Here is a 13,619-nt window from a genome sequence, read left to right as displayed (position 1 = left end):
AGGATATGCGATGATGAATGGTATTGATTTAGACTTGTTTGATTCTTGTGCATTTATGTTATCACCTGAGGGGGAGTGGTTAGGCGAGAATCAAATTTTCTCAAATAATAATTTTTTAAAAAATGCCAAGAAAAAAATAATTCAGCATTTTGAAAAGATTAAACAGAATATCACGCCTAATGAATGCTTAATGATAGGAAGTAACTGTTTAAAGTTTAGCCTATTAAAGATGGCAAATAAAAAATTTATTGTGCTCTGTGTTGTAGAGCATGATGCGTCAATAACAAAAAATTTCGAGTATAGCCAATTTAGGTGTGAGAATCCTGCGGGTGATGACTCTAGATATCAGGAAATTACTTCAGATGGTGTTCTTGTCGTAAATAGTCTTGGTAATATTGATTTTATTGGTGGCGGGGTTAAATACCTTTTCCCATATTTACATTTTTATAATTATATTGGCAAGTCATTTTTTAGTTTAATTCAAGATATTGTTAGCTATGAGGTTGTTGGTAGAGATAATTATAGAATTATGAAGTGGTTTAGATATAAATGTGCAACTAATAAAAAAATATGCCTATCTTTTAAAACTAAATCAGGGTTGTATTTTGAGTATAGAGATTTCTTCCTTGATGATAGAACTCGGTTTGGATTAATTATAGATGAATCTAAACGATATGAGAAAGAAAAAGTATTAATAGAGAAATGTTCAGAGCTGGAACAATTGAATAGCTTTCAAAGTGATTTTATTGCCACTCTAGGTCACGAGATTAGAACACCATTAAATGCAGTGCTAGGCTTAATTGAGCTCAGTTTAGGTAATGTAAGGGCACAGGATAAGAAGTTATTATCTGTCGCATTCAGTACTTCAAAACAAGTTCTATTACTCATTAATAGTATGTTGGATTTTAAAAAGACAAATGAGAGTAGTGCAGATGTTAAAAATGACTCGGTAGATGTTAGGTTGTTAGGCGAATCTGTTGTTGATGCGTTTAGCCTTCAAGCAGATAAAAAAGACATTAATTTAGACTTTTTTATGCCATTGAATTTTAATCGCAGGGTTATTTGTGATGAAGTTAAACTAAATCAATTTATCTATAATTTAATCTCCAATTCAATTAAGTTTTCCAATAAAATTGACTCGTCGATTCTATTAGAAGTAGAAGTTCTGGAACAGTCATTCGAAAATGTAAAACTAAAGTTTTCTGTTATTGATAATGGTATCGGTTTAACTGAAGAGGAACAATCAAAAGTGTTCGGTAAGTATGAGCAGGCATCATCAAATTCTTACCGTCAGTATGGTGGTGTTGGCTTAGGACTATACATAAGTAAAAGTATATGTCGTTCAATGGGAAGTGACCTTCAGGTTATTAGTCGTATCGGTGATGGTAGCGTTTTCTATTTTGTTATTGATTTTGCTTTAGATAGTCACTTTACGGCACCTGATGTAAGCGGCTCCTATCGTTCTGATATTGATGCTTCAGTAACAGCATATACTAACAGTTCCATTTTTCACGAATCAGTTTCAAGATATTCCAAAGAGCTTGATTTCGAGTTGCTATATTTACCAAGTAATGAATTACTGGAATTTGAAAATGAAAGCTCAATACTTTTTATTGACTTGAATCAAAATGATATTATCTCAAAGAATGAATTTGTAACTAGTCTTTTTACAAGAAAAGAAAGAGTTGCAGAGTTGAGGAGAGTGTCACTTTCTAAGTCTAACTCCGACTACGAAGTAATTTCATATCCACCACTCAGAATTCAATCAGTAACTGATTTTGTTAATGTTAAAAATTATTTTAATATTATTGACGAGCAGGCTTCGGATAGTGCTGATTATAGTAATATTAGTGTGTTAGTTATTGATGATTGTCAAGAAAACTTATTTGTTATCGAAAAGCAGTTATTATCTGTTGGAGTCATAGTTTCCTGTGTTCAAGATCCGATGCAAGCAATTGAGCTTTTTAAGACAAATAAATTTAATGTCGTTATTTCTGATGTGATAATGCCAACTATATCGGGCTCAGACCTCATTGGCGTCATTAGAGAAGTTGAAGGGTATCGGGAATTAGCGCCATCGATTATTGTGATGTTGACCGCTGATCATGGCGACATATGTAAAGATGAATGTTTGAAGGCTGGAGCAAATCGCGTACTTGTAAAGCCTCTGACATTGAATGATTTGATTGGCCTTTTAGATGAAGTAAAAGTCACTTTGTCAAATAATGCAAGTTTAAAAAAGTCTACAGTCAAAACTGATAATGCTTCTTTTGATAATAGTTTTTTCTGTTGTGATGAAGCACTGCAGGAATTAGTAGACATCTTACAGATAGTCAACTTATCTGATATATATAATTTTGTAGGTGAAGATATAAGCGATGAAGAGTTATCGATTTTTTAGAGCAATATTACAGTAATTTACTTGTTAAGCGTGAAGCATTAAGGTCTGCAATTGTGGATAATGATCTTCGTATTATTACTGCAATTAGCCATACCCTTAAAAGTAATTCTCTTTACATAGGGGCAAAAAAATTAAATTTATCTTGCCAAGAACTAGAGCGTGTGTCGCGTAACAATGCTATTGATTACAAAGTTATCTTAAAATATTGGCAAGAGGTTGATGATGATTTATTTGCGTTAATTGAGTTTTTTATGCAAAGGAGTAATGCTAGTGGATAGAGTCAATTTTGAGCATATCGTTCTCTATACGAACGACCAAGATAATGATAGATTATTGATAAGTGTTCTTATGCGTCACTTTTCTCGTATTCATGTGATTAAAACGAATGCTGAGCTTGTTGAGCAAATAAAACAATCAGCCCCAAAAGTGATTCTTGTTGCAGCTGAAACTTTACAAGAAACTTTACTTATTTATTATGAAGCAATAGAGGAATTGCAGGCTGTAGAAATATGTGAGCATGCCGTTGTTTCTCTTATTCCAAAACACCAAGAAAGAGAAGCGTACGAGGCTTATCGTAGTGGTGTGATTAATGATTATTTAATCGCTAGGCCAATGTATGAAGTGCATAGAGCGATTATAATATGTACACATTTATTGCGGGAAATTGGGTTAAGAGGGAAATATAAAAAAGTAGAAGAGTTTGTAAATGTGCAAGATAACTACTCTCCGCATATCAAGGAGATCGTCCTTAAAGGTGTTCAGCGCAAGAAAGATTTAGAACATAGCTTTGAATTAAGTTTGATTGAAATCGAGCAATCATTAGATAAGGCTGAAGCGCACCTTGCAAGTAATAGAACCGCTGAGTTAGATCTGGCTTCATTGAAGAAGATATTATCATTTATTCGTTCTAATGAAATTAGACCAGCTTTGTTGAAACTACAAAGTAAGGCGTTGCACTTACTTGAACTTGTTGTTACTGATGTATCAAATGTGGCGACGGTCGCAGAAGCCCCTTTGCCAGAACAGGAGCATATTGAGGTTAGCAACAAGGCTGCTCCAACCGTGCCTGATACTAAATACACGTTTAATCGATTGTATTCGGAGTCAAAAAATTCTCTTGTATCAGTTGAAGTTCCTGTAGTGCCAAAGATGTTAATTGTTGAGGATGATCACATTAGTTTGAATTTAACTATTATGCTTCTTAGAACGTATGCCATTGAACTTGATACATCATTGTCTGGACGTATGGCGTTAGATTTACTTTCTAAGAAAAAGTATGACGTTATTTTAATGGACATAAATCTTCCTGATACTAATGGGTTTTATATTATTAACCACATTAATAAGTCTAATGGAATAAATGCAATTACGCCCATTGTTATGTTGACTGGGAATAAAAATAAGTCATCAGTTCAGCAGGCAATAGCTGCAGGAGCTAAAGGTTACATTATCAAACCACTATATAAGGATTCGATAATTAAGCTTTTTAGGAAGTATGATATTCCATTGCATTTGCGATAGTTCTATAGACATGGGTTTTAATAGTGCTTGTATATTTTTATTTTAACCTCACAGGTATGGGCCTATATCCTTACCCGTAATATCTACCTTTTTAGGTATTTAAATTGTTGGGTTTTTATGTTTTACATTGTTCTTTCGGGTTTTTATTAGATTATACTGATGCTTTTTAAGTTATAGTCTTTAGCTTAAATATGATGTTCATCTGTGGAATGACCACCTATTGTTGGCTGGCGTTAGTGCCAATCATAGATCAAGGGAGTCGTTTTGATGGCGCTAGTTGTGATGGAGTTAGGATGGTTGACAATACTGTACATAATCATAAGTCTCGGACTCAATATATTATTTTAGCTGTGGCTATTTATGCGCTTGCAGCGCTTGGATGGATCTTTTTATCCGATCAATTGTTGCTTGTATTTACGGACACAGAAACTGTGTTTCGTTTATCCCTCGCTAAAGGTTTTTTCTTTGTATTTACCAGTGCCTTTATCCTACTTTTTGTTCTGAATGCCGTTCCTGACCGTCATAATGCTCCATCGGGTAATTTGCTTGAAATAACCTTTGCTCGCTCTGTAGCGATAAGTAATATCTCATGGCTTAAATACATTGCGATATTGAGTTTTACGCTGATAACGCTATGGTTTGCCAATTCACTTTCAGCTGAGCAGCACCAGCGTTTACTATTGCTGATTTTTATGTTGCCCATTTCATTAAGCGCTATTGGTGGCGGATTCGCCCCTGGATTAGTCGCGACATGTCTCTCTGTTCTGTGTGTCTATTATCTTCATCCAACCGCCGATAGTCTCGACAATATTCATTCGGTAGATTGGTTACAGCTTATTAGTCTAAGTGTTTACGGCATAGTGATCAGTGCACTAAGCGGCTATTTACGTGCCTCATTACAGAAATTGGATGTGAATCATCAACTGCTCGATTCTGTGGTTTCTCAAACAACCGATGGTATTTTTGTGAAGGATTTGGCGGGGCGTTATATCTTGGTCAACCAAGGTGCCGCTACCTTTGTCGGCAAGAGTATGAGTGACATCTTGGGCAAAGATGACACTGATATTTTTGATGCTGACTCTATTGATATTATCCAAGAAAAAGATCGCACTGTATTAGTGTCCGGAATGGTCACCACACATAAAGAGTATTTACATATTCAGGGTGAAGCAGCCATTTTTCAAGTGACCAAAGGTCCTGTGTTTGACGCTCAAGGTGCAATTTGTGGCTTATTTGGAATAGCAAGGGATGTCACGACTCAAGAAAAAAATGCTGAACATTTACTCATTAGTGAGTTGGGATTAAAACAAGCACAACAATTATCAGGGATTGGCAGTTGGGAGTGGGATTTAGTTACTGATTCGCATACTTGGTCTGAACAGGTTTTTGTGATTTATGGCTTGCCATATAAAGAAGCTGCCCCTTCGATAGAACAAGTGCAGAAATTATTTACTCCTGAGAGTTGGCAAGCGTTAAGTACGCTGGTGATGCGATGTGTGCATACGGGAGAAGAGTATGAATGCGAAGCTGAGTTGCTAGATCCTAATCGTGCCCATCGCTGGATTATGGCTAGGGGTCAAGCACAGCGTGATCCGCACGGTAAGATATTTAAATTGCACGGTACAGTGCAAGATATTACCCAGGCGCGACAGCTTCAACAACAACTAGCGGCTCAAACAGCACAATTACAAAGGGTTATTCAAGGTTCTGAACAAGGATTCTGGGACTGGAATGCTGTTACTGGAGAAGTGCAAATCAGCCCAAGATTTGAAGCCATTTTGGGATATCAAGCTGGCGAGATGAAGTTGACGGTTAATAATTGGCGCCAATATGTGTATGTCGAAGATGTGCAAAATATAGAGCAACAGGTTCTACAGCATCTCATCCATAAAACAAGCAGTATAGAGTTGGAAGTGCGCTGCATTAAAAAGACTGGCGAGCTGTGCTGGATATTGTGTAAGGGGCGAGTTGTTGAAGAGGATAGTCAAGGTCGAGCGTTGATGATTTCAGGAACTCAAGCCGATATCACGTTATTAAAGACCCATGAGACTGAGTTAGATCGCGTGGCAAATTATGATGCACTCACAGGATTACCAAATCGTCGCTTACTTTTAGACCGTTTTCAGCAAATGATTGCCCATGTTCAACGTAATGGCAGTCTCTGTGCCGTGTGTTTTATGGACCTTGACGGGTTTAAGGTGGTCAATGATCGTTATGGCCATGAGGTTGGTGACCAACTGTTGATCGCGATTGCAAATAATGTGTCTGTGGTGATTCGGCAGCAAGATACGTTGGCCCGGGTAGGAGGCGATGAGTTCGTTATCTTATTTGAGATGATGTCTGAGGAAGAATGTACTCAAGTACTATTACGAATACTGGCGGCGGTCGATCAGCCGATATCAATCGGCGATTTAAATCTTTGTTTAACGGCTTGTATTGGTGTGAGTTTGTATCCAGAGGATAACGTTGACCCCGACATTTTATTGCGCCATGCCGACCAAGCCATGTATATGGCAAAATCTGCAGGTAAGAATCGTTTCCAAATGTTTGATCCTGACATTGATCGTAACATTATTGCTCGGAGAACTTGGTTAGAAGAACTTAAATCAGCTTTTGAACGTCATGAATTTGTGATGTTTTACCAACCAAAAGTGAATCTCGCTACTGGTAAAATTATTGGTGCGGAAGCCTTAATTCGTTGGCGTCATCCACTGCGAGGCATAGTCGGTCCGAGTGAGTTTTTACCGGATATTGCAGGCAGTGATCTTGAAATTGCTTTAGGTGAATGGGTTATCAATACTGCAGTAGCGCAATGGCAAAATTGGCAGCAGAGTGGTCGTCCGATAGCAGTAAGTATTAACGTAAGCGCTCGGCAGCTATTGGCTGAACACTTTAGCGCGTTCTTAAAATCGACGTTAATGCAATATCCCGATTTGACGGCTTCGGATCTAGAATTGGAAATTTTAGAGAGTGCCGCCATTGAAGATATGACATTGGCAATTGATATCCTTCAGGAATGTAAGCGTTTGGGTGTTCATTTTTCCCTAGATGATTTTGGTACAGGTTATTCGTCGTTAACGTATTTACGCCAATTACCCATATCGACGATAAAAATTGATCAGAGTTTTGTGCGAGGTATGCTCGATAGCGAAGATGATTGGCGTATTGTGGAGGGTGTTATCCGCTTAGCGTCAGTATTTAATCTTAATGTGATTGCTGAAGGTGTTGAAACCATTGCCCATGGTAAAAGTTTAGCTGAATTGGGCTGCCAATTGTGCCAAGGCTATGGCATTGCTCGGCCTATGCCTGTAGAGGAGTTTGCTCTTTGGTACGATGAATGGCCATCGCAATATCAACAGATTAAACATGAATTCAAGCAAATGGACGAATTGCATCTTTAATAGCAAGTTACAGAGAGTTTTTAGCTGGCTTTAAGGATTTAGGTGCTCACTCGTGTATTTGGAATGTACTTATTTGGCGTGATGGTTCTTATCTGGAGCAAAAGTTGGCGCTGGGCTAATCTTTTGCTCCATAGTTCAGAATACTTTTAGTGTTTAATCTATATTTCTTTTTGATTTACTCGGGTTGATAGCTCTGAAGCGCTTTCTTTGCGTTCGCTATATCGGTTCGTGAGGAAATTAACATTGCCCCTCAGGAGTAAAGTGAATTTCATCAATTCCTCCATAACATCAACTACGCGATCGTAGTAAGGCGAAGGTTTCATTCGGCCTGCCTCGTCAAACTCTAACCAAGCTTTTGCGATTGAAGACTGGTTGGGTATGGTGAACATGCGCATCCATCGTCCCAATATACGCATTTGGTTTAGTGTGTTGAAGGACTGTGAACCACCACTCACCTGCATTATTGCTAATGTCTTACCTTGTGAAGGCCGGACAACACCTTCAGCCAAAGGGATCCAATCGATTTGGGCTTTCATAATACTGGTCATCGCACCGTGGCGTTCTGGTGAACACCACACCATACCTTCGCACCAACGTACCATTTCTCTTAGTTCCATGACTTTGGGATGACTGTCAGGCGCATCATCAGGAAGTGGAAGTCCAGAAGGGTTAAAAATACGCACCTCTGCGCCCATGTGTGTTAATAGTCGAGCGGCTTCTTCCGTCGTCAGTCGGCTATAGGAGCGCTCTCGTACTGAGCCATAAAGCATCAGTATTCTAGGCGGGTGGGTTAAAGGAGTTAGATTAAAACAGTCCATATCCATGTTATTAACCATTAATTCTTGCTTGAGCGCTGGCATATCGTGGTTTAGTGGTTTCATGTGCGAACTCTTTGTCCCTGTTCATTAATGATGATTTCGCCATCTTCTTTGGTGAAAGAGCCTTGTTGTGCTTTGGTCAAAATATCAAGCACTGTCTCAGACGGGCGACAGAGTTTTGTGCCTCGCGGCGTAACGACGATAGGACGGTTAATTAAAATGGGATAAGCCAGCATGAAGTTAACCAGTTCTTCATCATTAAATGTGTCTTCAGAAAGTCCTAGTCGTTCAAATGGTTCAACATTGTTACGTAGCAATGAACGCACAGAGATTTTCATCTCATTAATTAACTTAAGTAATTCATCGCGGGAGGGTGGCGTTTCTAAGTAGTGGATGATTTGGGGTTCGACTCCACTATTACGGATCAATGCTAAGGTGTTGCGCGATGTGCCACAGGCTGGATTGTGGTAAATCTTAATGCTGTCATCAATCATATTAGTCATAACATGTCTCTGATAAATAATCGCTTATAAATTTATCCATAGGCACTAAACAGATGCTCTAGTGCCCATGGACGAAGATTAGAAGGAGAGGCGCAGCGCCAGTGCCGCTAGGGTGACAAATAGCACAGGTAGCGTCATCACTATGCCGACGCGGAAATAATAACCCCAGGTAATATTAATATTTTTCTGCGCCAGTACATGCAGCCATAGCAGGGTTGCTAAACTGCCGATGGGGGTGATTTTGGGACCTAAATCGCTACCAATTACGTTCGCGTAAATCATGGCTTCTTTAATCACGCCAGTTGCATTGCTACCGTCTATCGAGAGGGCGCCAATTAACACCGTTGGCATGTTGTTCATGATGGAGGATAAAAACGCGACCAAGAAGCCCGTGCCCATAGTGGCAGCCCAAAGCCCTTGTTCTGCCAAGCTATTTAATACGCTCGATAGGTAATCGGTTAAGCCTGCGTTGCGAAGACCATAAACAACCAAATACATGCCGAGTGAAAAGATCACTATCTGCCATGGCGCGCCGCGCAGTACCTTAGTGGTATCTATGGCATGGCCTTTTTTCGCAACAACAAACAGGATCAGGGCACCCACGGCAGCGACTAAACTCACGGGCACACCGAGCGGTTCTAAGCCAAAAAAGCCCACCAAGAGTAAGACTAATACGCCCCAACCGGTTTTAAAGGTGTTGAGGTCGCGAATGGCGGCCTTAGGTTCGCGTAGTTTTTGCAAGTCGTAGGTCGCGGGAATATCTTTGCGAAAAAACAGATGCAGCATGACTAAGGTGGCACTAATAGCTGCAATATCGACGGGCACCATCACAGAGGCGTATTCGTTAAAACCTATATTGAAGAAGTCCGCCGAAACAATATTGACTAGGTTAGAGACAATTAACGGCAAACTTGCGGTATCGGCAATAAAACCCGCCGCCATCACAAAGGCTAAGGTTGCTCCGGCGCTAAAGCCCAGAGCCAGTAACATCGCAATTACGATCGGGGTGAGGATCAACGCCGCGCCATCATTGGCAAACAATGCGGCAACAGTCGCGCCGAGTAACACTATGTAAGTAAAGAGTAAACGGCCACGACCTTTGCCCCAACGGGCCACATGTAGCGCGGCCCATTCGAAAAATCCCGACTCATCTAATAATAAACTGATGACGATCACGGCAATAAAGGTGGCGGTCGCATTCCAGACAATATTCCATACCACAGGAATATCCCCTAAGTGCACCACACCCAGTAGTAGGGCCAATACGGCGCCCAAGGTAGCACTCCAACCTATGCCTAACCCCTTAGGTTGCCAAATTACTAACACTATGGTGAGAACAAAAATTGCCCCTGCTAACCACATACAAGCTCCTAAAAGGGCAGAGACTGTCTACCCGTAATCATAAAATAATGCCCTCACCTAACGATATTGTCGGTGGGTTTGAATGATTTTTTATATGTGAATTTTCGTATGTATCTTAGTGTTGAACACTATACTCAAACACCATTTTGACTAATGCATGATACTTAAGGTGATCTTATATACGGATATTTACATATATGAAAATTCGTATATATTGTACAAGGTCTTTCCAAAAGATCCATAGCCATGAAAAACGAGTGTTGTTTCTTACCGCTCACAGCTTGCTGTTTGAATGAACCTTTAGGAAAGTTAACAAAAGGATCAAAATGTTTGTATTAGTTCAGTCTAAGGGCATCAATGATTAATCCAACCCAGTTTTTTAAATGTTTAGCCGATGAAACCCGCTTGCGTTGCATGATGTTGATCCAGCAAGAGGGAGAGCTCTGTGTCTGTGAATTGACCGAGGCATTGCAAGAGACCCAGCCTAAGATTTCGCGACATTTGGCCCAATTACGTAAATGCGGTTTATTAGTTGATCGCCGTCAGGGGCAATGGGTTTTCTATCGTATCAATAATGACTTACCCGAATGGAGTCAGTTAGTGCTGAGTGAAGTTACCAACCAAAACACTGTATTCCTTGAAGAAAATATGCGTAATTTGTGTAAGATGGGCGGGCGTCCTGACCGTGCTAAAGCTTGCTGCTAGAAGACTAGCTGCAAAAATTTAACCTCAAATATACGTTTTTTCATATATTTACGTGTCTAAAGTTTTGCTTAATATTAAGGTGGCGTAACAATGCTGCAAATATTTTCAGATTTAGCGGGCTGGTTAACTTTTGATTTGATGGGTTTAGAGCCCAATACTAAGCTCGCCGACGCCATCCATTTTTTTATTGAAGATACCACTAAGATTTTTGCGCTCCTGTTGCTGATGATTTATGGCATCGCTTTGGTGCGGGCCTCGCTCAATGTCGAGCGGGTTCGGGATTACTTGGCGGGTAAAAATCGTTTTGTCGGTTACTTTATGGGATCGGGTTTTGGCGCTGTTACCCCATTCTGCTCATGTTCTAGCATTCCGGTTTTTTTAGGTTTCACTTCTGCGGGGATCCCCGTTGGGATCACTATGGCATTTCTGATCACTTCGCCGTTAATTAATGAAGTCGCCGTACTGTTGCTTGTGAGTCTGCTTGGCTGGCAGTTCACTGTGATATACGTGCTGGTCGGCATGTCAGTGGGTATGTTGGCGGGGGCATTTTTGGACTCGATTCGCGCTGAGCGTTGGCTGCAGTCCTTTGCCGCCAAAGCACTCGAGCAAGGTCAGGCGCAAGCAAGTCGCGATAATAGCGAGGGTATGACATCAACATCCATGACGTTAACGGAACGGCATGAATTTGCGAAAGGCGAGACCTTAGAGATTTTTGGCCGAGTGTGGAAATGGGTCATTATTGGGGTTGGGCTTGGCGCCGCACTCCATGGATTTGTGCCTGACGGTTGGATCGAAGCCCACTTAGGCGATGGTCAATGGTGGTCGGTTCCTGTGGCGGTATTGATTGGTATTCCTCTGTATTCCAATGCCACAGGGGTTATCCCTATCATGGAGAGCCTTATCACTAATGGCTTGCCCGTAGGGACGACATTGGCATTTTGTATGTCTACGGTTGCCGCCAGTTTTCCCGAGTTCATTTTGCTCAAGCAGGTGATGCAATGGCGTTTGCTGGCCATCGTTTTTGCTATTTTATTGATTTCATTCACCTTAATCGGTTGGATCTTTAACGCTATAGGTCCCATTCTGTGAGAATTATAAAAATGTTAAACATCAAAGTATTAGGTAGCGGATGCGCTAAATGCACTAAAACCGCTGAGATCATTACGGCCATTGCCAACGAGAAGGGCATCGGTATTTCTCTGGTGAAGGAAACCAATCCAGAAGTCATCATGGATTATAAGGTGATGAGTACGCCCGCTGTGGTGATTGATGAGAAGCTAGTGCATTGGGGCTCCATTCCCCATAGAGCCATGATTGAATCCTGGTTAGTGGGGTAACACTTTAATGTCACATCCATTTGATATTTTGCCGCTAGAGAGTGGCGCTAGGTTGATTTTTACCCCTTGCCCTGGGACTAAATCTGTCCCCCTAGCGGATGCAGTTGCCAATCTTAAAGATGCGGGGACTGAGGTCATTATCACTTTAATGCCGTTGGCCGAATTGCAAACATTTGGAGCTGCATTATTGCCCGATATTTGCCGTGAAGCGGGGATCCTTTGGCTGCATTTACCCATAGAAGATGATGCATCGCCCGCAGAGGAATTTGAGTTAGCGTTTGTAAAGCACAGAGCAGAACTGCTGACCTTGATGCAAAACAAAGCGACGATTGCGATTCATTGTCGCGGTGGTTCCGGTCGCACAGGATTAATGGCGGCAATCTTGCTGTTACTGGCGGGAGGCTCCTTGGCAGAAGTGATAACTCAAGTGCAATCCATTCGCCCTAATGCCTTAACCAATGTGCATCAACGCGGCTATATCGAACAGATAACGCTTTAATCTTAAACAAATAATATAAAACACCTAATATAAAACTGAGTGTGAAGGATGCTGGTATGACAATCAAAATCGGGATAAATGGCTTTGGCCGTATGGGACGTTTAGCATTACGCGCCGCTTGGGGCTGGGAAGAGGTTGAGTTTGTGCAGATTAATGATCCCGCAGGGGATGCGGCGACCTTAGCCCATTTGCTGACATTCGACTCTGTGCATGGTCGCTGGCAGTACGAAGCCAATGCCGATGGTGATGACATCATTATCGATGGCAAGCGTATTCGCTGTACTCGCAATAAAACCATCGCCGAAACCGATTGGTCCGCCTGCGATGTAGTGATTGAAGCCTCGGGTAAGATGAAAACCAAAGAAGTGCTACAAGCTTATTTAGATCAAGGCGTTAAACGCGTTGTGGTCACAGCGCCCGTTAAAGAAGAGGGCGTGTTAAACGTTGTCATGGGAGTGAATCATCAACTCTATGACAAAGCCATTCATCCGATTGTGACTGCGGCCTCCTGTACTACTAACTGTTTGGCGCCAATCGTCAAAGTGATCCACGAAAACCTCGGCATAGTGCATGGTTCCATGACGACTATTCACGATATTACCAACACTCAAACTATCTTAGATGCACCGCATAAAGATCTCCGCCGGGCGCGGGCCTGTGGTTTAAGCCTTATCCCTACGACAACAGGCTCAGCGACGGCCATTACCCATATTTTCCCTGAACTCAAAGGTAAGCTCAACGGCCATGCGGTGCGGGTGCCATTAGCGAATGCCTCATTAACCGATTGCGTGTTCGAGGTGAGTCGCAAAACGACCGAAGCTGAGGTCAATCGCCTGTTAAAAGAAGCTGCAGACGGACCGCTAAAAGGCATTTTAGGTTATGAGGAACGTCCATTAGTCTCAGTCGATTATAAAACCGATCCGCGTTCGAGCATTATCGATGCGCTATCGACCATGATAATCAATGGCACTCAGGTCAAACTCTACGCTTGGTATGACAACGAGTGGGGCTATACCAATCGCACCGTCGAACTGGCCCGCATGGTCGGTCTGATGGATAAGGCATAAGCTTT

12 protein-coding genes are annotated in these 13,619 nt (G+C 41.4%); 9 read left to right on the top strand and 3 right to left on the bottom strand.

The genetic code is table 11. The features are described 5' to 3' along the window. The first annotated feature begins 10 nt into the window (after positions 1 to 10). From L5L91_RS21240 to L5L91_RS21225, 4 genes are all read left to right on the top strand, one after another. Complete coding sequence (locus L5L91_RS21240; RefSeq protein ID WP_263237684.1) at positions 11 to 2,401, top strand: hybrid sensor histidine kinase/response regulator; 2,391 nt, start codon at positions 11 to 13, stop codon at positions 2,399 to 2,401. A 53-nt stretch (positions 2,402 to 2,454) separates the two neighbouring features. Next, a complete protein-coding gene (locus L5L91_RS21235; RefSeq protein ID WP_263237683.1) occupies positions 2,455 to 2,679 on the top strand; it encodes an Hpt domain-containing protein in 225 nt (74 codons plus the stop codon). After that, the gene (locus tag L5L91_RS21230; RefSeq protein ID WP_263237681.1) at positions 2,672 to 3,922 is read left to right on the top strand and encodes a response regulator; all 1,251 of its coding nucleotides are present in this window, start codon (positions 2,672 to 2,674) and stop codon (positions 3,920 to 3,922) included. The genes L5L91_RS21235 and L5L91_RS21230 overlap by 8 nt, the downstream gene beginning before the upstream one ends. Before the next feature lie 293 nt (positions 3,923 to 4,215). Continuing rightward, entirely contained in the window at positions 4,216 to 7,323 is a 3,108-nt protein-coding gene (locus L5L91_RS21225; RefSeq protein WP_263237679.1) for an EAL domain-containing protein, read from the top strand. A gap of 158 nt (positions 7,324 to 7,481) precedes the next feature. On the opposite strand, the gene arsH is transcribed toward L5L91_RS21225, so the two are convergent. The 3 genes from arsH to L5L91_RS21210 all read right to left on the bottom strand — a co-directional run bounded on the left by arsH (position 7,482) and on the right by L5L91_RS21210 (position 10,006). Next, entirely contained in the window at positions 7,482 to 8,183 is a 702-nt protein-coding gene (gene arsH / locus L5L91_RS21220; RefSeq protein WP_263237700.1) for an arsenical resistance protein ArsH, read from the bottom strand. A 17-nt stretch (positions 8,184 to 8,200) separates the two neighbouring features. Continuing rightward, positions 8,201 to 8,635 carry a glutaredoxin-dependent arsenate reductase gene (gene arsC, locus L5L91_RS21215; RefSeq protein WP_263163998.1) on the bottom strand — a complete coding sequence of 145 codons (435 nt, stop codon included), beginning with the start codon at positions 8,633 to 8,635 and terminating at the stop codon, positions 8,201 to 8,203. 87 nt (positions 8,636 to 8,722) lie between these two features. After that, positions 8,723 to 10,006 (bottom strand): arsenic transporter, encoded by a 1,284-nt coding sequence (locus L5L91_RS21210; RefSeq protein WP_263237677.1) that lies wholly within the window; start codon positions 10,004 to 10,006, stop codon positions 8,723 to 8,725. Between the two features lie 357 nt (positions 10,007 to 10,363). Here L5L91_RS21210 and L5L91_RS21205 point away from each other — a divergent pair, with 357 nt between their 5' ends. The 5 genes from L5L91_RS21205 (at position 10,364) to L5L91_RS21185 (ending at position 13,614) form a co-directional block, all read left to right on the top strand. Continuing rightward, the gene (locus tag L5L91_RS21205) at positions 10,364 to 10,711 is read left to right on the top strand and encodes a metalloregulator ArsR/SmtB family transcription factor (protein WP_263178906.1); all 348 of its coding nucleotides are present in this window, start codon (positions 10,364 to 10,366) and stop codon (positions 10,709 to 10,711) included. Positions 10,712 to 10,801: 90 nt separating this feature from the next. Next, on the top strand, positions 10,802 to 11,800 hold the full coding sequence (locus L5L91_RS21200) for a permease (protein WP_263237676.1): 999 nt from the start codon (positions 10,802 to 10,804) through the stop codon (positions 11,798 to 11,800). Positions 11,801 to 11,811: 11 nt separating this feature from the next. After that, the gene (locus L5L91_RS21195) at positions 11,812 to 12,048 is read left to right on the top strand and encodes a thioredoxin family protein (protein ID WP_220777286.1); all 237 of its coding nucleotides are present in this window, start codon (positions 11,812 to 11,814) and stop codon (positions 12,046 to 12,048) included. A 7-nt stretch (positions 12,049 to 12,055) separates the two neighbouring features. Further along, positions 12,056 to 12,547, top strand: coding sequence for a tyrosine-protein phosphatase (locus tag L5L91_RS21190; protein ID WP_263163921.1), 492 nt, complete (start codon positions 12,056 to 12,058; stop codon positions 12,545 to 12,547). A gap of 56 nt (positions 12,548 to 12,603) precedes the next feature. Continuing rightward, complete coding sequence (locus L5L91_RS21185; RefSeq protein WP_263163924.1) at positions 12,604 to 13,614, top strand: ArsJ-associated glyceraldehyde-3-phosphate dehydrogenase; 1,011 nt, start codon at positions 12,604 to 12,606, stop codon at positions 13,612 to 13,614. The last annotated feature ends 5 nt before the right edge of the window (positions 13,615 to 13,619 follow it).

This window comes from Shewanella sp. SM55 (assembly GCF_025654025.1).
Taxonomy (GTDB): Bacteria; Pseudomonadota; Gammaproteobacteria; order Enterobacterales; family Shewanellaceae; genus Shewanella; species Shewanella oncorhynchi.
This window is presented reverse-complemented; position numbering and strand designations above follow the sequence as displayed.